The organism is Paenibacillus sp. LBL, assembly GCF_029893715.1.
In the GTDB taxonomy this organism is placed as follows: Bacteria; Bacillota; Bacilli; order Paenibacillales; family Paenibacillaceae; genus Paenibacillus_AQ; species Paenibacillus_AQ glucanolyticus.
This window is the reverse complement of sequence record NZ_JARXYU010000001.1, coordinates 714519-737024: the sequence shown is the minus strand read 5'-3', so window position 1 is coordinate 737024 and position 22506 is coordinate 714519. Positions and strand designations below refer to the sequence as shown.

20 protein-coding genes are annotated in these 22506 nt (G+C 47.4%); 12 read left to right on the top strand and 8 right to left on the bottom strand.

Features of this window, described 5'->3' with window-relative positions:
• The first annotated feature begins 42 nt into the window (after positions 1–42).
• Entirely contained in the window at positions 43–1395 is a 1353-nt protein-coding gene (gene rpoN / locus M2277_RS03475) for an RNA polymerase factor sigma-54 (RefSeq protein ID WP_280754137.1), read from the top strand.
• A gap of 216 nt (positions 1396–1611) precedes the next feature.
• Here rpoN and M2277_RS03470 read toward each other — a convergent pair whose 3' ends face one another.
• Positions 1612–2757 (bottom strand): lyase family protein, encoded by a 1146-nt coding sequence (locus M2277_RS03470; RefSeq protein ID WP_280754136.1) that lies wholly within the window; start codon positions 2755–2757, stop codon positions 1612–1614.
• Between the two features lie 385 nt (positions 2758–3142).
• On the opposite strand from M2277_RS03470, the gene gap reads away from it, so the two are divergent.
• The 5 genes from gap to M2277_RS03445 all read left to right on the top strand — a co-directional run bounded on the left by gap (position 3143) and on the right by M2277_RS03445 (position 7977).
• On the top strand, positions 3143–4153 hold the full coding sequence (gene gap / locus M2277_RS03465) for a type I glyceraldehyde-3-phosphate dehydrogenase (protein ID WP_152825442.1): 1011 nt from the start codon (positions 3143–3145) through the stop codon (positions 4151–4153).
• Positions 4150–4329: a GapA-binding peptide SR1P gene (locus M2277_RS03460; RefSeq protein WP_006211966.1), complete on the top strand. Its 180-nt coding sequence runs from the start codon at positions 4150–4152 to the stop codon at positions 4327–4329. Before gap ends, M2277_RS03460 begins: the two co-directional genes overlap by 4 nt.
• Before the next feature lie 18 nt (positions 4330–4347).
• The gene (gene pckA, locus M2277_RS03455; RefSeq protein WP_481857750.1) at positions 4348–5943 is read left to right on the top strand and encodes a phosphoenolpyruvate carboxykinase (ATP); all 1596 of its coding nucleotides are present in this window, start codon (positions 4348–4350) and stop codon (positions 5941–5943) included.
• Positions 5944–6118: 175 nt separating this feature from the next.
• Positions 6119–6838, top strand: coding sequence for an SDR family oxidoreductase (locus tag M2277_RS03450; RefSeq protein ID WP_280754135.1), 720 nt, complete (start codon positions 6119–6121; stop codon positions 6836–6838).
• Positions 6839–7122: 284 nt separating this feature from the next.
• Positions 7123–7977, top strand: a complete 855-nt coding sequence (locus M2277_RS03445) for an NAD-dependent epimerase/dehydratase family protein (protein WP_280754134.1) — start codon at positions 7123–7125, stop codon at positions 7975–7977.
• Between the two features lie 755 nt (positions 7978–8732).
• On the opposite strand, the gene M2277_RS03440 is transcribed toward M2277_RS03445, so the two are convergent.
• Positions 8733–9383, bottom strand: a complete 651-nt coding sequence (locus M2277_RS03440) for a hypothetical protein (RefSeq protein WP_036643225.1) — start codon at positions 9381–9383, stop codon at positions 8733–8735.
• A 716-nt stretch (positions 9384–10099) separates the two neighbouring features.
• Here M2277_RS03440 and M2277_RS03435 point away from each other — a divergent pair.
• Positions 10100–10609: a GNAT family N-acetyltransferase gene (locus tag M2277_RS03435; RefSeq protein ID WP_051449311.1), complete on the top strand. Its 510-nt coding sequence runs from the start codon at positions 10100–10102 to the stop codon at positions 10607–10609.
• Between the two features lie 483 nt (positions 10610–11092).
• Here M2277_RS03435 and M2277_RS03430 read toward each other — a convergent pair whose 3' ends face one another.
• The 3 genes from M2277_RS03430 to M2277_RS03420 all read right to left on the bottom strand — a co-directional run bounded on the left by M2277_RS03430 (position 11093) and on the right by M2277_RS03420 (position 13400).
• Positions 11093–11392 (bottom strand): DUF559 domain-containing protein, encoded by a 300-nt coding sequence (locus M2277_RS03430; RefSeq protein WP_280754305.1) that lies wholly within the window; start codon positions 11390–11392, stop codon positions 11093–11095.
• A gap of 195 nt (positions 11393–11587) precedes the next feature.
• The gene (locus M2277_RS03425) at positions 11588–12253 is read right to left on the bottom strand and encodes a YczE/YyaS/YitT family protein (protein WP_036643224.1); all 666 of its coding nucleotides are present in this window, start codon (positions 12251–12253) and stop codon (positions 11588–11590) included.
• A 163-nt stretch (positions 12254–12416) separates the two neighbouring features.
• Positions 12417–13400 carry a glycoside hydrolase family 43 protein gene (locus M2277_RS03420; RefSeq protein ID WP_280754133.1) on the bottom strand — a complete coding sequence of 328 codons (984 nt, stop codon included), beginning with the start codon at positions 13398–13400 and terminating at the stop codon, positions 12417–12419.
• Between the two features lie 280 nt (positions 13401–13680).
• Here M2277_RS03420 and M2277_RS03415 point away from each other — a divergent pair, with 280 nt between their 5' ends.
• Complete coding sequence (locus M2277_RS03415) at positions 13681–15027, top strand: aminotransferase-like domain-containing protein (protein ID WP_280754132.1); 1347 nt, start codon at positions 13681–13683, stop codon at positions 15025–15027.
• Between the two features lie 101 nt (positions 15028–15128).
• On the opposite strand, the gene M2277_RS03410 is transcribed toward M2277_RS03415, so the two are convergent.
• Both M2277_RS03410 and mgtE read right to left on the bottom strand, forming a co-directional pair.
• On the bottom strand, positions 15129–15659 hold the full coding sequence (locus tag M2277_RS03410) for a hypothetical protein (protein ID WP_280754131.1): 531 nt from the start codon (positions 15657–15659) through the stop codon (positions 15129–15131).
• Positions 15660–16267: 608 nt separating this feature from the next.
• Entirely contained in the window at positions 16268–17623 is a 1356-nt protein-coding gene (gene mgtE / locus M2277_RS03405; protein ID WP_280754130.1) for a magnesium transporter, read from the bottom strand.
• Positions 17624–17880: 257 nt separating this feature from the next.
• On the opposite strand from mgtE, the gene M2277_RS03400 reads away from it, so the two are divergent.
• From M2277_RS03400 to M2277_RS03390, 3 genes are all read left to right on the top strand, one after another.
• Positions 17881–18798, top strand: a complete 918-nt coding sequence (locus tag M2277_RS03400; protein ID WP_006211947.1) for an aldo/keto reductase — start codon at positions 17881–17883, stop codon at positions 18796–18798.
• Between the two features lie 235 nt (positions 18799–19033).
• Positions 19034–19909, top strand: coding sequence for a cache domain-containing protein (locus tag M2277_RS03395; RefSeq protein WP_280754129.1), 876 nt, complete (start codon positions 19034–19036; stop codon positions 19907–19909).
• Entirely contained in the window at positions 19842–20570 is a 729-nt protein-coding gene (locus M2277_RS03390; protein WP_280754128.1) for a CehA/McbA family metallohydrolase, read from the top strand. The genes M2277_RS03395 and M2277_RS03390 overlap by 68 nt, the downstream gene beginning before the upstream one ends.
• A 135-nt stretch (positions 20571–20705) precedes the next feature.
• Here M2277_RS03390 and M2277_RS03385 read toward each other — a convergent pair whose 3' ends face one another.
• Positions 20706–21416: a MerR family DNA-binding transcriptional regulator gene (locus tag M2277_RS03385; protein ID WP_280754127.1), complete on the bottom strand. Its 711-nt coding sequence runs from the start codon at positions 21414–21416 to the stop codon at positions 20706–20708.
• A 150-nt stretch (positions 21417–21566) separates the two neighbouring features.
• Between M2277_RS03385 and M2277_RS03380 the strand changes: the two genes are divergently transcribed.
• Positions 21567–22445 (top strand): alpha/beta fold hydrolase, encoded by an 879-nt coding sequence (locus tag M2277_RS03380; RefSeq protein WP_280754126.1) that lies wholly within the window; start codon positions 21567–21569, stop codon positions 22443–22445.
• Positions 22446–22506: the final 61 nt, after the last annotated feature.

The window sequence follows — 22506 nt, the reverse complement described above, 5'->3', positions numbered from 1 at the left end:
TTGCAAACCAAATTAAGTATAGTAGAGGAAAAAGATCGTAGGATGCAGTTTGAGCTGACCCTGGAGGAAGGGGGAGATGAGTTGTTAAACTATTCATTGGTGCAGGATCAACGTACGACTCTGACTGTAACACCTGAATTGAAGCAGTCGATTCATATTTTGTCATTGTCAGGTTATGAGCTTTTGCAATATTTGCAGGAACAGGCGATGGAGAACCCGGTCCTTGAGATTGAAGCTGGACGTGATGGGTATCTATATCGCAAGCAACGCGGAGCAAGCAGCGGCAGCATTGCGTATGATCAAGATCCGTTGTGGAATGTGAAGTCGACGCAAGAATCCATGGAGACAAGGCTGCAGAATCAGCTCCGTCTCCTCTCCCTTCCAACCGATGTGTACCGGGTTGCTGCCTTTTTGGCAGGGAATCTTAATGATGACGGGTATCTGGATGCGGAGTTGTCAGACCTCGGAGGAGTGTTGAAGGTTTCTAATGATCTTCTGGAGGCAGCGCTTCATCAGCTGCAATCTCTGGAGCCAGCAGGAATAGGCTCCAGGAGTTTGCAGGAATGCCTGCTGCTGCAAATCGCGCGGGACCCGGAACCTGTTCCGTATGCGGAAGAAATCGTGGATGGGTATTTACCGCAGCTGGCCGATGGAAGTTTCAATCAGATCGGCCTTTCTTTACGAATCAGCAAGGAGCAGGTGAGCAGGGCTTCACAGTATATCCGCAGCCTGAATCCGCGTCCGGGGTTATCGATGAGCATTCCAGAACGACATTATATTGTTCCTGATGCTGTAGTCCGCTGTGTAGGGGATGGTTGGACGGTTGCAATGCACCCGTATGCCCACCCCAGGCTTTCCGTGAATAAGGAATGCCGGGAGTGGATCAAAATCAGGCAAACGGCCGAAGGGGACTCCTATTTAAACCATTGCTTTAATTCGGCGCGTTGGATTGAACGCTGTATCGAGATGCGGAAGCTGACCCTGATGAGGGTAGTAACGGCGATGATGGAGGAACAACAGGAATTTCTGGCAAGAGGTGTGAGAGGTCTTCGGCCGATGAATTTGCTTACCATCTCCAGCATGTTGGATATGCATGAATCCACAGTCAGCCGGGCAATTCACGACAAGTTCGTGCTTACTCCGCAAGGAGTGTTTCCTTTGAAATTTTTTTTCGCACCAAGCATAGCCACAGCGGACGGTAGCGGGGCATCCTCGCGCAGTGTAAAGCTGAGGATCAGGGAACTTGTCGATGCCGAGAACAAGAGTAAGCCGCACTCCGATCAGACCATCGTTGAGCTATTATTTGCAGAAGGAATACAGTTATCGCGCAGAACGGTGACCAAGTACCGTGAAGAATTGAAAATCTTATCCTCAACCTATCGGAGGCAGAGATGATAAAGGGTGTTTAGCATGTTGGCCCCGAGCCTTTGGAACAGAACTGAAGGGGCTCCCGAAAGGGATGCTGGGCAATGGAGCACATTTTTTCCCGTGGTTCTAGTCTCTGTGGAACACTGCGCTATGATTCATCTTTAAAAAAAAGCGGCGCAGGGAGTATTCCTGTGCCGCTATTACATTTCAATTACCCCTGTAGTTACCCCTACCAGGGGAGATTTAGCGGAAGACTGGACTGGAAGAATTCGAGCTTCCCCTGGCACCCAGCGTGAAGGATTGGACTCCGTTGATAAGCAAGCTCAAGGACTCCATCACATTGTAGATGATAATGGGCGGGATAGCGTTTCGATCCGGCATGCCGATTTCGGCTGCGAGGCTGATGCTGTGATCGAGTCCCATGACCTGAAAGGCAGATTGGCTTAGGGATACGGCCTTTTCGTGTACGATGCCGTTGGCCGGATGGATATCGATCTGCTCCAACGAAGCACCGAGGCGAATGTCGCTGCATAACTTGGACAGGTTAACAGCCAGGCCTTTTAGTGCGGAAGAGAGCTCAACAACAACATGATAAGATGGTTCCCCGCTCTTGGAAGGAAACAGCTCGATTTGGGTTAGCTCTTGTAAATGGGAGGTAGCTCTCTCGTTAAATCCGGAATGATGATCAGGCTGTCTGCCCATGGCTGCCGAATTCAAGCAGGTGATATTCATCTGCGAGACGGCTTTGTCCAGTCGTGTCATATCGCTTTGAATGCACTCGCCATAATCCTCGAATTGGCGGCTGAGCCATAGCGGAGCACCGGTATGATACATAGAAATTTCTGGCATGTGGAGCTGGTCGATGGGTTCCTTTTTGTACAATAATTCGGTTATCAAATCCTGCAAGGACTTGATTAAATCCTGTGTGAGCTGATAAGCTGCGATCTGAAGAGAAGCCGACATGACCCCGTTTGACGTCTGACCTAAATTCGCGTGCAGCTCAGGATTGACAACACTGTAGTTTCCTTTATCTTCAAGCAGGAATTCCAGGGCGCGGTTGGCCAGTATTTCATTCATATTGGTGTTCAGAATATCCCCGGATGCGCTTTGCGAATAATCGGCGATGAAGTGCTTCGAATGTTTACCCCTCAATATCTCCTCTGCTGCCTGTACAATGAGGTTGCCGATTCGTTGAGGCAGCGCACCGATTTCCAGATTTGCTTTTGCAGCCGCGATTTTAACATTAGCCATGGCTGCGATAAACGCTCGGTGAACGGGCGTTCCGGCAGTCGGATAAACTTCGGCGGCTCGCAGTGTTTGAATCCCATAGTAAGCATAGGCAGGTACCTCTACAGCCCCTAATTCGTCTCGTTCGATTCTTATCATCATGATCATGATCCCTCCGCAAGTTTGGTGATAACCTTGACTTGAACTTATGAAGATTAAACAAGCAATTTCTGTACCAACAATCACGGATGTAATTAAAAAAATTAACTTAAGTCCGGTTAGGTGATGGAATCGTATAACAAAAGCGGATTGCTCGGATCTTGTGTGTGCTCATTGAGGACAAACGGTGTACTATGGGGCGATTTGGCGGCACCAGGCAGTAACCGCCTCTCTGTGAATACAGAGGGTGGTTTTTGTATTATTTTAATATGACGTCATAAATAATAATTTTACAACAAATATGCTATTATATATTGCGCATTATTTATTTATATTGTACATTAATTGCGTAAGAAGGATATATAAAGCGCATAATTGGAGGGATGAAATGAATCCGGGAATCGGTATAAGCGGAATGGGGAGAATCGGCCGGTTATTGATCAGGAGGCTGATGGCTGAGCATTCAACTCAACTGAAGGCGATTAACAGCATGCATCCCATTGAGACCATCGCCCATTTGTTGAAATACGATTCGATTCATGGGACGTGGGATGCTGCGATATGGGGAAAGGACGATGCCCTTATCATTAATGGGCATTCCATACAGGTGATATATGAGCCTGATCCATCGCGCATACCATGGCAAGCCCTTGGCGTGGAGATCGTCATTGATGCAACTGGAAAGTTCAACAACCGTGAGAGTGCAGAGCAGCATAAGGCGGGAGGCGCATCAACGGTGATCATCTCCGCACCGGGAGACCGAATGGATCTGACGGTTGTCATGGGGGTCAACGACCATCAGTATCATCCCCGGAAGCACACTCTGCTGTCGGCGGCATCCTGTACAACGAACTGCTTGTCTCCCGTATTGTTTATTTTGGATCAGGCGTACGGTGTGGAGCGGGGATGGATGACCACCATTCATTCCTTCACCTCGGACCAGAGGCATCTCGATAATCCCCACAAGGATTTGCGAAGGGCCAGGGGCTGTACGCAATCTATTGTTCCGACTTCGACAGGTGTTGGCAAATCGTTGATCGATGTGCTTCCCCATCTGTCCGGCTGCGTTGAGGGAACCTCCATCCGAGTTCCAACGCAGGACGTATCCCTGATTGATCTGACCCTGCGGGTCTCAAAAGAGATGACAACGGAGGATGTACAGGGCGTGCTGCGTGAAGCGGCAAGAGGTGCTTTTTCGGCATATGTGGATTACACGGAGGAACCGCTTGTATCTGCCGATTTTATAGGAAACGACAAGTCAGCGGTCATAGATGGCTTAACGGTAAGCGCATCTGATGGATTTATTAAATTAATGGCTTGGTATGACAATGAGTGGGGATATGCAAGCAGAGTTATAGACTTAACCCATCTGGTACAAGAGAGGATGAGTGAAGCATGAACGATTCCGTTAAACAAATGAATATGGGTGTCATTTTATGCAGACATTGCAACGCTCAAGTCGATACAGTGGATACGGATCGGATTGCCACCTTCTATGGTGTATGCGATCAGCCGGAGTGCCGGGAGCTGCACAGCCGTTTGGATGTACCGGGAGTTGTCATGGACGAAGAATAACGATATGAAGAGGCTGAAATGGGAGGAATTACGGTGAACGCAAATCGTAAAATGAACACACGGATGGCCAGCCTGCATGTGGAGACATCTCGAAGAAACCTGCCGGTTGTCAAACTTGTGGAGGCAGCTCTTTCTCAAGGAGAGGGGAAGCTTAGCTCCGCAGGCGCTCTGCAAGTTTTGACTGGAAAGTATACTGGACGTTCACCGAAGGATAAATTTATTGTTAGAGAAAGCGAAACGGAAGACCATATTGCTTGGGGCGGAGTCAACCAGGCACTGACTCCGGAACAATTCGATTCGCTATATGAGAAGATGATGAATTACATGGAGTATCGCAGGTTATTCGTTTTTGACGGATATGCCGGGGCAGACCCCGATTATCGATTGCCGATTCGAATCGTTAACGAGCACGCATGGCAGAGCCTGTTTGTCCGCCAATTATTCATACGGCCCTCGGCGGCAGAATTACAGTCCCACGAACCCGAATTTACTGTTTTGGCGATGCCTGGTTTGAAAGCGGATCCCTTTACGGATGGTACGAATTCCGAGACCTTCATTGCGATATCCTTCGCAAGAAGGACGGTGCTCATCGGGGGAACCCACTATGCAGGTGAGATGAAGAAATCCATCTTCAGTGTGCTGAACTATCTGCTGCCATTCCGCGGCGTCATGCCGATGCACTGCTCGGCCAATATCGGGGAGGCGGGAGACACGGCTTTGTTCTTCGGGTTATCGGGGACAGGCAAAACGACGTTGTCCGCTGATCCGAACCGCAGATTGATCGGAGATGACGAGCATGGCTGGTCCGACAAAGGCGTATTTAATTTTGAAGGCGGATGTTATGCCAAATGCATTGGGCTGACGCAGACGAATGAGCCCCAGATCTGGAATGCGATCCGATTCGGCTCTGTTCTGGAGAACGTGTCCATCGATGCTGTATCAGGCGAAGCCGATTACAACGATAAGGCATTGACGGAGAATACGCGGGCGGCGTATCCGATTGATTATATCCAAGGCGCGGTGATACCGGGAGTGGCCGGTCATCCCAAGGTCATTATCTTTTTAACCGCAGATGCCTCCGGTGTGCTTCCTCCCGTATCGAAGCTTACGAAGGAGCAGGCCATGTATCATTTCTTGTCGGGATACACCTCCAAGCTGGCAGGTACGGAGCGCGGCGTCACGGAGCCTGAAGCCACGTTCTCGGCATGTTTTGGCGCCCCGTTCCTCCCCCTTCAGCCGAATGTGTATGCAGAAATGCTCGGGAACAACATCACGAAGCACGATACCCGCGTCTATCTCGTCAACACAGGGTGGAGCGGCGGTCCGTACGGGATCGGCCAACGGATGAACCTGTCATACACAAGAGCTATGATTACAGCTATTATAAATGGAAGTATCGAGAACACCTCGTTCATTCCCCAGCCAGTGTTTGGCGTATGGATTCCAGCCGCTATTTCCGGAGTCCCGGAAGAGCTGCTAGACCCGAGGAACGTATGGACAGATAAGGACGCGTATGACCATGGAGCGAGAGAGCTTGGGAGGTCATTTGCTCAAAATTTCGAGAAATTTCGTGACATACCAGACGCTATCAAGCTAGCCGGACCGCGGCTATAGCGGTAGCTCGGCAAGTTAAACCCGGAAAACGTCACCACATGAAGTGGTGCGTTTTTTGGTTATGTGGAACATGCTGCAGACCGCCCATTTCGATCTGAGCGACAAGTCCATGTATAATGAAATGAGGTAGGTACAAGAGCAGCCGAATTCATTATTTTATCAAGGAGACCTAAGAATGAAGAATTATATTATATTTGGCGCAAGCAAAGGGCTGGGAGACGCCTTTGTCAAAGGCCTTCCCCAAGCGGGAGATCGGGTTTGGGTGGTATCCCGCAGCAGACCGGGCAGTTTGGATATGGAGGATGGGGTCCAGCGAAAATGGATCCAAGCCGATCTCTCACAGCCGAAGGCCGTTCAAGAAGTGGCAAATTCCTTACAGCATGAGAAACTGGATGTGTTGATATATAACGTTGGGATATGGGAAAAAGAAGGTTTCGAGGATCACTATAATTTTGATGAGGATGACCCTGCGGAGATTGCTAACATCATACATGTGAACATCACCTCTACGATAACCTGCATGCAAGCGCTGCTGCCGAATCTGCGCAAATCCGAAGCAGGCAAAATCATTATGATTGGCTCCACTGCCGGCTTGGATCATACGAACAATGCCCAAGTCTCTTTTGTGGCATCCAAATTCAGTTTGCGCGGCATTACCCATGCTCTGCGGGAGCATGTCCGTAAAGACGGGATAGCGGTTACTTGCATTAATCCGGGCGAGCTTGCAGCCGAGATCCCCTATGAAGATGGGGCGGAGAAGGCCATATCCGAATACGGGGGCACCCGAATCCCGGTTCAAGATATCGTCTCGCTTGTCCGGTGCGTAGTCGGTTTATCGAAGGCGGCATGTGTCAAAGAAATTAATGTTCCGGCGATAACGGATTTAAACGCATAGAATGATTGTAAGGGATTTTCCAGAATAATTTTACACGCTACATATTTGAAGCACGCCGAATAGGCGTGTTTTTTCATGTGAAAAGCGATACCGCGAGCGGTCTATTCGATTGTTGAGGGAACCGTCTTCATCGAAAGAATTGGTATTGGTATAGTCCGTTCCATGGAAAGTGGCACTTAATAGGTCTATCCCCATCATGCTAAGATGGAAACTACCCCTACACTGAAGTTCGGTCTGACAACGTTGGGTTCATTCCTATTTGTATTCGATTGGAGGTCGTTAAGTTGAACATATTTGTTGCCGGCTCCACAGGAGTCATTGGGCAATTACTGCTTCCCAAGCTCGTTCAGGCAGGTCACGAGGTTGTAGGAATGACACACAACCCTCAGCGTAAGGAGTTCATTGAATCCTGGGGAGCCAGGGGCGTTGTCGCAGATGCCTTTGATCGGGAAGGGATGATAGCTGTAATCGAGGACATACGCCCGGATGTGGTCATTCATCAGCTCACTTCATTAAGCGAATGGAACCTCGAGGATAATGCGAGGATTCGCATGGAGGGAACACGCCATTTGGTGGAAGCTGCTCAGGCTGCAGGTGTTAAGCGAATGATTGCTCAAAGCATTTCGTGGGCCTATGAGCCCGGGGATTACCCCGCCACCGAAGAGGTATCCCTGGACATTCATGCACCTGCGCCGCGCAAGTCTACGATCGACGGCATCGTTTCGTTGGAACATGCTGTCGCACAACTGCCAAATCACGTCATTCTACGGTATGGCATGCTGTATGGCCCTAACACATGGTACGATGCCAAGGGGAGTGTGGCGGAAAAGGTAGTGCATCGAGCGCTCCCGTCAACGGACGGGGTTACGTCATTTCTTCATGTTGAGGATGCGGCGAATGCTGCCCTGCTGGCACTGGATTGGCCGATAGGTCCGGTAAACATTGTTGATGACGAGCCTGCGGCTGGAACGTTGTGGCTGCCGGTGTATGCGGATGCGCTGCAAGCACCTACTCCTGAATATCAAGCGGGGAGCCATCGTGGCGAACGCGGTGCTTCGAATGCCAAAGCTCGGAAGGAGTACGGCTGGGAGCCGCTCTATCCAACGTGGCGATCAGGTTTTGCGCATGCGCTGGGGTGAGAACGTAGCGCCTCTCGTGCTGGCGTTACGCATATCGACATAGCCAAGGTAACATGGGGTGTTCTGAGAAGAAGTGAGGTACCATGGAATGCTCAGAACGAGATCAACAAGGCACCGTGGGGTGTTCTGAACGAGACCAAACCAGATCTAACGGACATCACAGCCGTTATTCCTGCTGAAAAGGCCGCAATTCTAATGTAACGGACAGCAGAAGCGCTATATTGACTATTGAGCGCATTGGAGCTGTCCTTTTCCTTGAATAACGACGCCTGAGTCCGTTACCCATTGTAAATTGCAAATTTGCCTCGAATAACGCCTACTCGGTCCGTTATCCATCTCGAAATGCAATGTTCCCCTAATAAAGTCTACTGACTCCGTAAGTAACGCCTACTCGGTCCGTAAGCAATACCTACGATATCTCTAGTTTCCGACGGGTACCTACATGATCTCCAAATCCACGAGTTTACGAGGGTTTGACTGGCATGTCTTTCCGTATATTGCAGAAGCTCCGTCAACACTGCAGAAGCTCCGTCAACATTGTAGAAGCACCGCTGAGTCTAAAAGGGAGTTCTAAACCAAACCAGATCTAACGGACATCACAGCCGTTATTCCTGCTGAAAAGGCCGCAATTCTAATGTAACGGACAGCAGAAGAGCTATATTGACTATTGAGGGCATTGGAGCAACCCTTTTCCTTGAATAACGACGCCTGAGTCCGTTACCCATTGTAAATTGCAAATTTACCTCGAATAACGCCTACTCGGTCCGTAAACGATACCTACGGTACCTCATATTACCGCTGGACACAGACATGATCTCCAAATCCACGAGTTTATGCAGAATTCGACGGGCATGCCTGTCTGTAATGCGCAGATGATCCGCCAACTCTAAAGGCGTGAATGGTCTCAGCAGCCGCCTGGCAAAACGTACCGTCTCGGCTTCAAAAGAAGTTAATGCATGCGGAGTATCAAGAGAAGTGAATTTGCCGATGAAGGATAGAACAAGCTGCTGGCATCGTCGAGGCTCATCTTGAATCGATAGGTAAGGGATGGGGAGGAATATCCAATCATCCAGCGCTAATAAGCAATGCCGCCAGCATAAATCTTTGAATCGTCTTACATCAAGATCTCTGGCGTGAGGGCCGTAGCCTTGAATCTCAATTCCTCCTTTGACACCGCCAGGCATATAAGCCAAATCCACGTAACGAAATCCATTGTTGAAATCGCGTACTTCCCACTCGGGATACAGGTGGTCAAAATGCTGTATCGTTGGGAACCAAATGGTGCGTAAAAATTCGACGGTGCCGTGACCTAGTCCCTTCTCAAGCAATTCGCGCCGCCTGGGGTTTTCCTCCTGCTCAATATTGAGCTGCATCCACTCTTCATATTTTTGAACAAATCTTGACACGCGGATTCTCTCCTCTGTTAAAAGGTAAATGCAAAAAGCCGCCCCGATACAACGTATCGAAGCGGCGTGTACTTCACGACCGAATTTATCTACTAGACAAGTGTATCTTGAAAGTTAGATATCAGCAAGCATGTTTTTGCGATCTTATAGGGACTTGGTTTACGTTAGTGCATGATGCCTTTCCTTTACTGTGGACGATGAACGGGCGAGAGGTTAATTTTTATGAGAAATCTACTATTCCGAAGACAAACTGTACGTGTCATACACAAGAGCATCAAAAACACTTGGCGTCACAATGAAGCCAAACGCAAATCTCAAGATAAATTGCATGTGCCTTAAGTGCGGATTACCAAAGGAGGTTCAGTTTAAGTTATTCATAAAGAGTGATGAAGCAGACGGCAGAGTTGATGGAATTGGTGTTCCATTGCGAGTTGAGTTTCAGTAACGGTGCTCTAAGCAAGAAGAGTTTTAGCTGCGGATACCAACCGAGTTGAGTTTCAGCTACGGAGCTCAAGCAAGGAAAGTTTCAGTATCGATCCTCCGAGCGAGAAAGGTTTCAGCTAAGGTGCTTTAAGAAAGAAGAGTTTCCGCAACGGTGCTCTAAGTGAGGTGAGTTTCAACTACAGTGCTCCAAACGAAGGCTAGTTTCAGCTACCGGTGTTGTTGCAGCCGTCCAATCATAGTAAACTGATCTAAAAACAATAGTAGGTGCAGCGATGAATATTGAAATTCGGACAGGACGCAGTGAGGATATTCAAGAAATCATGGGTTTGATTGCCCGCTGCGTTCAGGTGATGCAGGCTGGAGGCAGCGATCAATGGGATGAGTTCTATCCGAACCGGGATGTGATCGGGGAGGATTTGCGGAACGGAACGCTGTTTGTAGCTGAGGGTGAAGGCCGTATCTTAGGGATTGTTGTCCTTGATGAATCACAGGACGAGCAGTATCAGACGATTAACTGGAAGCAGGCAGAGGGTCCGCATTTAATGATGCACCGCCTTGCCGTCGATCCGAAAGCGCAGGGGAAGGGCATTGCACGCAAGCTTGTTGCCTTCTCCGAAGAATACGGCATACGCGGAGGTTATAGCAGCCTCCGGCTGGATACTTACTCCAAGAATGCGTCAGCGCTCAAGTTGTATCAAGGTTTGGGTTATGATCTGCGAGGTGAAGTGAACTTCCCTGGCAGGGTTGCAAGTTTCCCTGTATTTGAGAAGGTTTTCCAATAAGGAAGCAACTTAAGAAGTCTGCTGAGACCCGTACTGATGCGGGTTGACAGCAGACTTTTTCAGATTATAAGAAGGTCATACCGCAGCTGTCGTGTCGGTGTCGGTTCGCTATCACCCGGTATGGCTCTTGCGTGGTAACACTGGACTATCAATTAACGCGAAAGGCTTTGGCTGTATTTATCTACGAGCAGATAGCGGAGGAACATTTCATCCATAAAACCCGGGCGATCAGCAGTTAGCATGCTGCCGATCGCCACAGAAGATGTGAAGATCAAGCCTTCAGTTATAAACACTGTGCCGCATGAGGATGCAGCTCGTATTTCACTACATGTTTGCCTTGCGATCCGGTGACGGGCAAAAGCAACCCCTTATCGCAGAGGGAATGAAGAAAGCGTTAGAGCCGTTCGATGGTTTAAGCGCAGATGTGTCTTGACATCAATCGGGCGAAGCGGACGGGCAAGCATGCACCCAAAACGGATAATTTCACGCTCCGTAACCCGTGGGCACACCCACAGAGGAAGTAGCGGCATGATAACGGCTGATCACTATCCTGAGGAGCATTATGCAGATCTCGGGACGGTTAGCCACATCATCGTAAGCAAAAGAAATAACCTGATAACCCATAGCTGATAAAAACGTTTCCCGATTTAACTCGTTGCAAAAGGTTTGCCTGTCCATGCCGCTTGCATAAGTATCCAGCCCTTTAATCTCTATGATGAGTTTCAAGTGTGACGTGATGAAGGCGAAGTCGCAGAAATAAGATACTCCCCGCCAGTCCAGCACTTCGAACTGCGGATGCAAATCGCGGAAATGGCCGCGCAGCCTATCAAAATAAAAAAGAACGCCCTGACATACTCCAGGAAAAGGAGTGAATCAGGACGTTCTTCGTCTCTTACAGCCCATTATAATCAAAATGAAGCCAATTAACCATATTCTCTTATAAGTTATGACCATAACCCGATTGGACGCGCCCCAGAATTATTGGCCTTGCTCAATGACTGCTTTGGCAGTTCTTTTGCTGCTCAAACGAAATGCGATCCGGCGCAGCAGCTTGATGAAATAACCGACCAGAAAAGCCGAAATGACCGTACCCTCGCGTACGCCTTCAATCGAACCGAACGCAAACAGTGATATGACAATCCCGATGGATACCAGTGTCCAGTCGAATAGGATTTTGATATTGCCGAATTCGGCACCAAGCTTCTCGGAAATGACCTTCACGATGCCTTCACCCGGGTTCAGAATGGCATTGGCGATAATTTGAAGATAGATGCCCACCGCCAGGATGATGCAGCCAGTCAGCAAAGCCAGCATGTTCATGAAATACATCGTAAAGTTAATCGAACTTACCATATACGCTCCCAAATCAAGAAAAAGGCCGAACAGCACCCCGACCAACACTTGAAGATATTGAATCTTGGGAAACTGCTTGCCGAGCAGAAGGGCCTGAAGCACCACAAATAGCACACAGATTCCTATAGTCATCACTCCCATGGAGATGGGGAACTTTAAACTAAGCACATAGGGAACACTAGCGATAGGGGATGTACCGATATTGGCTTTGGTTACGAGAGCAGTGCCGACCCCCATCAATAAAAGACCTGCAATCAGGATCATGTATCGTTGGACAAGCTGTTTTGCCATTCACGCATCCCTTCTTTCTTATGATATTTCTAGCTCCGCTACCTCAAAATCTCGAACAAATAATACCGACTATAATGGTATCACTAAACAGCGGCAGAAATGCATGGATAAACATGAAAAAGCTGAGCTCCATATGCCATGGAACCCAGCTGGTCTGATTACTTTATTTACTGTAAGGGTCAATCGTCTGAATGGTGCCATCCGCATTGTATTTCAACTCGGTGAATTTCACGCTGCGTTTGTTATCCGCTCCTCCAGAGAGGGAGCTGTCATGATAGAAGAGATACCACTTATCCTGGAACTGCACGATGGAGTGGTGGGTTGTCCAGCCGATAACCGGCGTGAGAATCGTCCCCTTGAATTCAAATGGACCTGTCGGGCTCTGGCTGGTGCCATACACGATTTGGTGTGTCGAACCGGTGGAGTAAGAGAGGTAGTAGGTGCCGTTGTATTTATGAACCCACGGACCTTCAAAATATCTTCTCTCTTCATCTCCGGCAGTTATCGGACTGCCATTCTCATCAATGATGGATATTTCTTGCGGTGTATCCTTGAACGTGAGCATGTCGTCACTCAGTTCGGCAACCCGCGGTCCGATGGCAGGTGCATCTGCGGCAGGTCCCTCCCCATCCGGAATGTGGGAGCCGGTCTGCCATTGCTCCAGCTGTCCACCCCAGAGGCCGCCGAAATAAATGTACGCCCGGTTATCGTCATCCACGAATACGGCAGGGTCAATGCTGTAGCTGCCCGGGATGTAGTCGGGCTCCGGCGTGAAAGGTCCGGAAGGGGACGAACTGGTAGCTACGCCAAGACGGAATATGTCGTTATGATCTCGGGCAGGGAAGTACAAGTAATAGGTGTCGTTTTTATAAGCAGCATCCGGTGCCCACATCTGTTTCTTGGCCCACGGAACATCCTTTACATGCAGGGCTTGACCATGGTCAACGCACGGAGCGTTCACACCTTCCATCGATAAAACGTGGTAGTCTTCCATATCGTACTGATCGCCATTATCATTGGACGTGTTCTCATGATCAAGGTCATGGGATGGATAAATATAAATCTTACCCTCAAATACATGGGCAGAAGGGTCTGCGGTGTAAATGTGGGTTACGATGGGTTCATTAGGTTGTGCCGATTTGCTCATGATATATCCTCCTTGGTCTATTGCGTTTGTAAGCGTTATATTTTTTATTCTATCAAACGTCCATCTCGCATTAAACCTAATAAAATTAGGTATTATACCTAAAAATTTTAGATCTTTGCTCCTTTTAGTCTTTTGTTGTGTCTTTTTAACATGAAATAACGCTGAAATGATGGGAGAGGGAGTAAACGGATACGGCGATCATTCAACTCAAAACTTAACCAAGCCCTGGGTACCGTCAGGGTGGTGGGTTATAATCTAAGCATAAGAGGGGGCGCAGCGGATGAAAAAATACATGTCCATTCTGGTTGATATGGAATCGAAGATTCAGGAAGGACGATACCGTCCCGGTCAGAAGCTGCCCTCCGTCCGAAGCGCTGCACAACAATACGGATGCAGCATCAGCACGGTCATTCGCGCCTATGCTGAGCTGGAGGAGCGGCATACCATATATTCGGTTTCGCAAAGCGGCTATTATGTAGTTCAGAAGGAGAGCGATCCCGATAACAGGGACGAAAGCCTGATTGATTTTGCCTCGGCTTCTCCCGACGTGAACGTGTTCCCTTATCTGGACTTTCAGCACTGTTTGAACAAGGCCATCGATACCTACAAATACCATCTCTTCACGTATGGTGACGGGAAAGGAATGGATAAACTCCGCCATACGCTGGTTTCCCATTTTGCAGACAGCCAGGTGTTTACCCGCCCAGAGCGGATTATGGTGACGTCCGGTGCCCAGCAGGCGATGGAAATACTGGCGAAGATGCCGTTTCCTAACGGAAAATCGGTGATTCTGGTGGAGCAGCCCAGCTACAATAACTTTTTGCATTTTCTGGAGTCGGAGAATGTTCCGGTTGTGGGCATTCCTCGTTCTACAGCGGGGATCGATATCGGGTTGTTGGAGGAGAAGTTTAAGACCGGACATATTAAGTTTTTTTATACGATGCCAAGATACCACAACCCGCTTGGAACCTCGCTTCGAGTCGAGGAGCGGAAAGCGATCGCCGCATTGGCGAGCCAATATGATGTATTTGTGGTGGAAGATGATTACATGGCCGATCTGGGGGATGAGCGAGGATTCGATCCGGTTTATGCGTATAACCAAACTTCACACATCATCTATTTGAAAAGCTTTTCGAAGATTATCTTTCCAGGTTTGCGTCTCGGGGCAGTTGTTCTGCCGGAAAGCCTGCTGGAGGAATTTTACGCCTATAAAAAATACGGGGATGCTTCACTGCTGTCCCAAGCTGCGCTCGAAATTTATATCAGCAACGGCATGTATGAACGGCATAAACAGAAAATCTACAGGCAGTATGAGACCCGAATGGTGGCTTTGGATTCCGCTGTGCAGTTATATGGAGGAACTGGACTTATTGAAGTCGTACCCGGCAACGGTGGAATATATAAAATATTCAAGCTGCCGCATAACGTAAATTTGGAGCGTTTGATCAAGCGGCTGGAGGAGCGGAGCATCTTAGTGGTATCAGGCAAGCCGTTCTACCTGTCCCAGTATCTGGAGCGCGACAAATTCATACGCATCAGTATTTCCAGAGTGAGCCAGGCGCAGATTGAGGCAGGGGTTCAGACGATTGTGGAGGAAGTGAAGCGAGAACTGGGGAACCGGTGGTGATGAACGGAAGGATGGTGTAGTGCAACTGAATCGGCCGATAGGGTTCCGCTGAAGAAAAAGACGTGCTGTCTGCAAGCCCCTCAAGGGGACATGCAGACGATTCACGTCAGAAAGAATCGGACCAGACCCAGCACAGCAAAAGCGAATAATACCACCCCGGAACCTATCCCTGTGATTGCGCTGTTTGCTACCCGCAGTTTAGGGGACACAAACAGGGAAATAATCGAAACGGCCACCAGTAGAGCTGCCAGAACGTAAAGACTTGGATCGTCAAATACACGGGAAAGCCCGATGAAATGAATGCCGACAATGAAGGCGATCCATGGCGCTACATAATCTTTGCGTTTTTTTCGGATGAGGACAAAAGCTCCAAGCCCTGCCAGGAAAAATTCAACATAAACGGAGATGAGGTAATTCTTGAAGTTCGTTTGATCCGTTAGCGCAGAAGGTGCACCCCAGTTTGTTATACTTAAATAAACCCCCAGCAAACACACCAGGAGCGCAGCACCCGAGGCGATGCCCAGGTATTTGCGCCAGCTTGCCCGCGGATTTTCCTGTGCCCAACCAAACCAGCTCATGCTGAACATACCGAAGATCGATGCGTACATGGCGTAATCCCGTATGTATTCCATTCAACCCCTCCATGATTAAGGAAAAATTTACATGTCATTCGCGTTAATACTATATCATGGAACGGAGGGTTCCGTGATAGGTTCCGGGTAAAAAAATTCACACGTCATTATCATCCTGAAGGGTGAGATTGGCCTCAACTGCTCGTCGCATGATTATGAAGAAGAAAATAGATGGAATTCGCTGCCCTGGTTCATCAAGGCGGCTTATTGATGTTCTCGAGCAAACATGCTTCTTCACAGATTGAGCTTGGTAGGATACACGTTCCAATCCGCCTAATCATAGTATGGGGAAAATACAATCACGTTACAAAATATGGTGAATGCTATCTATTTAACGGACTGCTGACAGCATCCTTGTCAGGCTTGGATACAGATTGAGCAGTTTGCTGTTGAGGGGGAGATTATCCCCTTATTGGAATGGATACGTAATCGAATGGAGGGAACCGTGTTGGCATTTCATGCTGCAGTCTCTGGGAACATCAGTCGATTGCATCCATTGGCCGCGATTGACATCCCTCCACGGGCAGAGCCCAAAAAGACTTCCGGTTCATTAACCGGAAGTCTTTTTTTGAAAGGATATGTATCCGTCCCAGATAGCGCGTGCTCGGCTAAATGTAAGAAAGAAACAAGGTGGCGATGCCGAAGTAAATGACAAGTGAGAGAATATCGTTGATGGTTGTAATTAACGGCCCGGAAGCCACAGCCGGATCAATCTTGAATTTAAATAGAATGAGAGGAATGATGGTACCCGCCATGGTTCCGACGATGAGGGTTGCAACCAGCGAGCTTCCAACCACAAACCCCAGGTAGAGATTGCCCTGCCAGAAATAGGCGATTAAGGAGATCAGAAAGCCGCATGTCACACCGATCATCAAACCGACCTTCAGCTCTCTTGCTAACAACCGGTATACCAGCGATTTGCTCATTTCCTTTGTTGTCAGACCACGAACAATGACCGCAAGGGACTGTGTACCGGTATTTCCGGTCATACCTGCAATCATGGGCATGAAGAAGGCGAGGGCCACAACCTGTGCCAGCGTTTCTTCAAACCGGGAAATGATTGTTCCCGAGATCAGACCGATGAATAAGAGCAGAATCAGCCAAGGCAATCTTCGGTAGGCCGCTACCGTGGCCTTGGTGTTAAAATCAATGGATTTTCCGCCAGTGGCGTTCATTTTCCGGATGTCCTCATCTGCTTCACTGATGACCACATCGAGAATATCGTCAACGGTAATGATCCCCACCAACCGGTTGTCCTGTTCAACGACCGGAATCGCGACCAAATCATACTTTTGGATAAGCAGCGCGACCTCCTCCTGATCCGCATCCACAGGCACGGACAGAACTCGGCTATGCATGATATCCACGATATATTCATCCGGCTCGGCCAAGATGAGCCCGCGGTAGGAAACCACGCCCATGAGTTTCTTGTCATGATCGATAACGTACAGATAGTTGATCGTTTCCGAAATGGAAACATAGGTTTTCAGCTTCTGCACCACCTCCGACACGGTGTAATGCTGAGGAATCCAGACATAGCGGTTGGTCATGATCCGGCCGGCCGTTTCCGGTGGATATTTCATAATGTTCCGTACAAATTGGGATTCTTCATCCCGCATTCCTCTAATGAGCTCGTCTTTCTGTTCGGGAGACAGCTCGTCCAGCAGAATGGCCAAGTCGTCATTATCCATCAAGTCCAGGATGATGGCGGTTTTTTCTTTACCCAGTTTGGTCAATACTTCAATTTGATTGGGATGCTCCATTTCCTGGATCATATCGGCAATCTGGTCTTCATTCAGAAATTTCAGAAGCTGGGTCTGCTCCGTATTATTCAGATGGCTATGTACTCTTGCCAGATCATAAGGCAGAAATTCATGGATGATGTGCTGAAAGTCTGTCGAAGTCTTCGCTTTCAGACTCTCCTTAATGTCCGGCATTAATTGCTCGAGTGTTCGAGAATTCACGCTGAAATCCCCCTTTCTTATTCCATAACAGGATAACGGAAATCATTATTATAGGGTTCACCATAACAACTTATTATTAAACAGTCTACATATGGGGGATGTGTGAAAATAAAATTTTTGAATGGAACAAGAGAAAGCCCTAATGTGCGAGCTGCCATCCGTATATAATCAAGCTGTCAAATTCATTTCGATTGTTGCAAACGGTTGCAATATCACATAAGATATAGGCGCACAAATCTGCGGGAAGAGGTGAGCGTATGAAATACAGACGATTAGGCAAAACCGATCTGAAGGTATCTGTAGTCGGTGTGGGAACATGGCAGTTTGGCGGTGATTGGGGGAAGGATTTCGACCAAAGGGAAGTTGACGAAATCTTGACCCGCGCGAAGGAACTGGGCATTAATTTGTTAGATACAGCCGAGTGTTACGGGCCTCATCATATGTCTGAGAATTTCATCGGGGATTTCTTGTCGCGTGACCGCCGCGAGGATTGGGTTATTGCCTCCAAGTTTGGTCATCAGTGGCATGAGCAATGGGAGAATGCCTGGGACGCGAAGCAGATTCGAATCCAGCTGGAGGAATCTCTTAAAGCGCTGCGTACGGATTATATCGACCTGTATCAATTCCATTCCGGCTCGGATGAAGTGTTCAATAATGATGAGATGTGGACGATGCTGGACAAGCAGGTTCAGGCGGGAACGATCCGCAATCTCGGGATATCGATCGGAAGCAATAGGAATATCTATCAAACCGACAAGGCTGCGGAGCTGAATGCCAAGGCGATTCAGGTTGTGTATAACCGTCTGGATCAGGCACCGGAGGAAGAGGTTCTCCCTTCATGCCTGAAGCAGAATCTTGGTGTATTGGCACGGGTTCCGCTGGCAAGCGGGTACTTGAGCGGGAAATACAAGCCGGGGACGGTGTTCAGCGATAAAGTGCGAAGGAACCGTGACCAGGACGAGATTAATGCCAAGCTGAAGCTTGTGGAAGAGATCAGACAAAAGGAAGTGCCCGAAGGCGTGAATATGGCGGAATGGGCGCTGGCCTGGTGTCTGAAGCATCCGGCGGTGAGCTGTGTCATTCCGGGCTGCAAAAGCGTGGATCAGGTAGAGATGAACGCAAAGGCCGTGGAGCAGGATCTGGTAAACGAAGAACACCCGGGTGCTTGGAAATAATCAAGCAGCGGTCGTAACTGACGCAGGCTGTTACGGGATGAGCGGGTTAGATAGTAGAATGTTTAAGCATCTCAAGGTCTTTCGTAGATCCTTGTGATGCTTTTTTCATGGTGGCTATCCAAGTGAATCTCTTAAATCTTCTGAACGATTAACAGTGACTCATTGCCATAATAGATCGTAATGGAATAGTATAAAGTAGTAATCATCGAGAGCTATAGTATGGGGAGCCTTGGACATGAAGATACGAGATCATAATCGAATGACCTGGACTAGATGGTTTATGAACAAGCCATCGTTTTACCGAAAAATGGTGTGGATCGCTTTATTATCGTCGATTGTTCCGATTATGATCTTGGGCATATCCAGCTACGCCATGACAACCAAAATGGTCAAGCAGGATGCAAGTCAGGACGTCTCGCAGATTTTGAATTATGCTTCACAGACGATTGATACAGAGATGGATCGAATACAGAATAATTTGATTCAGATGTTAATGGGGTCATTTTTCACCTCCGATTTTGCAGAGCAGAAACGTAACAATTATGCCGGGTTTTATTCCAATGTGTATCAGAATCTGGCAGCCTTTAAGAATGGAAATCCTCAGATCGAGGATATTTCCTTATATACGTTGGATGAGAATTACTTCATATCGGCTACATATGGCGGGCACAAGGCTGAATCTGAAGACGAAATCAGAGCAGCCCATCAATTGCTGAACGACAAACAGCAGCTTTATTGGAAGGCAGGCTATTCTCTCAATGGCAGAGAGGACGACAATGGCATTTCTATCATAAGCGCACTCCCCCTGCATGCCCAGGACCCGATGGGCTTTATTGGGATCACGATGGATAATCGGATGTTCGAATCGTTAGCCAGGCCCTTCATCAAATATGAGAATGAACGAATGTATGTCCTTGACGATACAGGCCAATTGGTATTCCATCTCAATGGCACCTCGGTTCCTCCGGAATTGTATGAAATGATAACGGTTACAAATAAAATCGGACATGAATTTGTATACCATTGGGATGGCAAGGAATACCTTGTTACCTCCAAGCTTTCGCCTATGTACAATCTGCTGTACATCGACAAGCGCTGTTCACTCGATTGAAATATGGAACGATCCAACCTATTCGCCGAATCCGGTTGCAGCGGAGAAAGCGTTGGAATTGTGGAGTGTTTGCTGGAATGCAGGGCATAAGCTGACGGGGATTGGCGGGTCTGACTCTCATATGCTTCCTACGGTATGTTATGAGGACTGCGATATGCCTTCCTTGATCGGTGACCCGGCAACCTATGTCTGGTGTGAGCACCTATCGGCGGAGTCTGTTCTGGAGGGGGTGCGCCGCGGTCACGTATACGTATCACGGGGGCCCGTCCTTGAGGCTGCGATTCGGGCAGGCCGTGATGAATATCGGTTTGGCAGTGACATGTCCGCTGCCTTTGCAGGCAAGGATGCAGCAGAGGATAACCGTATGATTTACTGTACGCTGCGTATAACAAGCGAGGCGAATGTTCAAGTCGCGCTGGTTCATAACGGCAGGATTGATTCTTCCCAAGCAGCTGTGTCAGCTCAAGAGGAAGGTCAGCCTATTATACTGGAATGGGCGATCCCATGGGAATCGGAAGGTTACCATTGGTACCGGTTCGATATCCGTGATGAAGCGGGGCAGCTTCTTGCGTTCACGAACCCGGTCTATCACGGCTCTAAACAGCCACAGCCCATGATCTGGAGTGAACTTATAACACGCGCCGACCTGTCCGAAATCTGAAACCCTTAACAGGGTGATTATAGGTCTAACAATATTATAACTAGAGGGTGTCCCAAAAGATCTTAAATCTTGCGAGATGCCCTCTTTGCACGAATTTGTTCTGAATCGAGTTATACAAAGTGAATTAGAGCTTACTTATGGGACAGCCCCTGTGAAAAAATGTATATATTTCATCAGTTCTGTTATTCCTTTCAATTGCAATAATAGTTGATTGTTCAGATTTTCCAAAGCCAACTGAAAGGAACGTTTGATGTTACCATAGTTTTGTGTGTCTAAATCATTTAATAACTTCTTCATATTTTCTATATAATAAACGGTTTTTCTCAAACTGCTTATGACCAGTATTTTACGCAGTTCAGGGATGGAGAACATTCTGTAACCGTTTTCTTTGTTTCTCTCTGAATGGACTAACCCTTCATATTCCCAATGACGGATAGCTGATGTATTTACTCCCGATATTTTTGCAGCCTCACCAATACTCATCCATTCATTTAATTTTACATTTTTATATTTAGTAAAATCAGTGTTTTGAATCATGCCTAGTATTTCTTCCACTCGCTGTTTCTCCATTTGTATATGGAATTGCTGTTCATTCACTAACCAAAGGGCTTCTTCAAACCTTCCGTGTTTAATCATTCTCATGACTTCGTAAACCATGGGGATGTCATATCCTTTTAACAAGGCCCTAATGGCAGTAAAAGCTTGGAAGTGTATCGATTTATAGTAACGGTGATTACTTTTTGTTCTCGGTACAACAGGAATGAGGTCTTGTTCTTCGTATCTTCTCAGAGTTGTTGTACTAACATTTAAGATATTTGCAATTTGTTTAGGGGTATATGATTCCATTTATTAACTCCCTTTTTAAAGTAGAACCTTCAAGTGCTACAATAACATATTTTTCATAAAGTCCTAATACGGGAAGGGGAAAAACTGAAAAACTGAAAGATTGCATGAATGTTATATGATATTCGTATAACAAATTAAGGAGTGATCGAAATGGAGAAGATCATAAAGCTGATAGATGAATCCGAATTGAAGGTTGGTTTAGTTGGAAATCCCAACTCTGCAACAATCATGCTCCCGGTTGCTAAAGAATCCGTTTATGGACAAGAAGCCGAAAACTTAAAGTTGTGGGGAGTAGACCCTGAATTAGGAAAACATTTTATCGAGGGACTCGCGGACAAGTTTCAGATTTTATATTTTGACTATGAAGGACATCGTATGCAGCATCCGGTTCCAGAGAATCTCACACCTGAAAATATAGTAAAAGATCTGTTGACTATTGTTGATGAAATGAACGTTAAGAGGTTTAGTTATTATGGTTATTCTTGGTTAGCTTTAGTTGGATTACAATTAGCCATTCGGACGGATAGACTAGAAAGCTTAATCATGGGTGGTTTTCCGGCAATAGACGGTCCCTATAAAGAGATGATGGTGGTGACAAATAAAACATACGAACAAGCTTTGAATAATCAAAATTCTCCTGTTATTGATGAACAAGACCAGAGTAGTCCAGAAAAGATTGATTGGGATCACATCCAGGTAAAGATCAACCCTGATCAAACGAAACAGTTTGTTACAATGTACGAAAATTTGATGGAATTTGATGATCGAGAAATTCAACATAAATTGGTTATTCCGAGATTGGCGTTTGCTGGGGAAAAAGACACCATTGTCTATGGAGAAAACTTTGGCAGTGTTACAGTTGATATTATCGGTATCCTTCAAAAAAATAAACAAGAGTTAGAACACCTTGGATGGGATGTAGGAATCTTAAAAGGAAATGATATGGATCACACCAAAGCTATGCAGCCTAACACGGTTCTTCCATTGGTAATGCCCTGGTTGATAAGAAATTTGAATATAACTCGTTAAACTTAGCGATTCGATACCCTAATTCCGATAGAGTGCACCGTAAGAGGATAGACAACTAGAA

Coding starts and splice junctions, on each gene's coding strand:
- rpoN (WP_280754137.1), top strand. CDS start 43: ATGCAGTTTGAGCTGACCCTGGAGGAAGGGGGAGATGAGTTGTTAAAC.
- M2277_RS03470 (WP_280754136.1), bottom strand. CDS start 2,757: ATGATGATAAGAATCGAACGAGACGAATTAGGGGCTGTAGAGGTACCT.
- gap (WP_152825442.1), top strand. CDS start 3,143: ATGAATCCGGGAATCGGTATAAGCGGAATGGGGAGAATCGGCCGGTTA.
- M2277_RS03460 (WP_006211966.1), top strand. CDS start 4,150: ATGAACGATTCCGTTAAACAAATGAATATGGGTGTCATTTTATGCAGA.
- pckA (WP_481857750.1), top strand. CDS start 4,348: ATGGGAGGAATTACGGTGAACGCAAATCGTAAAATGAACACACGGATG.
- M2277_RS03450 (WP_280754135.1), top strand. CDS start 6,119: ATGAAGAATTATATTATATTTGGCGCAAGCAAAGGGCTGGGAGACGCC.
- M2277_RS03435 (WP_051449311.1), top strand. CDS start 10,100: ATGAATATTGAAATTCGGACAGGACGCAGTGAGGATATTCAAGAAATC.
- M2277_RS03425 (WP_036643224.1), bottom strand. CDS start 12,253: ATGGCAAAACAGCTTGTCCAACGATACATGATCCTGATTGCAGGTCTT.
- M2277_RS03420 (WP_280754133.1), bottom strand. CDS start 13,400: ATGAGCAAATCGGCACAACCTAATGAACCCATCGTAACCCACATTTAC.
- M2277_RS03415 (WP_280754132.1), top strand. CDS start 13,681: ATGAAAAAATACATGTCCATTCTGGTTGATATGGAATCGAAGATTCAG.
- M2277_RS03410 (WP_280754131.1), bottom strand. CDS start 15,659: ATGGAATACATACGGGATTACGCCATGTACGCATCGATCTTCGGTATG.
- M2277_RS03400 (WP_006211947.1), top strand. CDS start 17,881: ATGAAATACAGACGATTAGGCAAAACCGATCTGAAGGTATCTGTAGTC.
- M2277_RS03395 (WP_280754129.1), top strand. CDS start 19,034: ATGAAGATACGAGATCATAATCGAATGACCTGGACTAGATGGTTTATG.
- M2277_RS03385 (WP_280754127.1), bottom strand. CDS start 21,416: ATGGAATCATATACCCCTAAACAAATTGCAAATATCTTAAATGTTAGT.
- M2277_RS03380 (WP_280754126.1), top strand. CDS start 21,567: ATGGAGAAGATCATAAAGCTGATAGATGAATCCGAATTGAAGGTTGGT.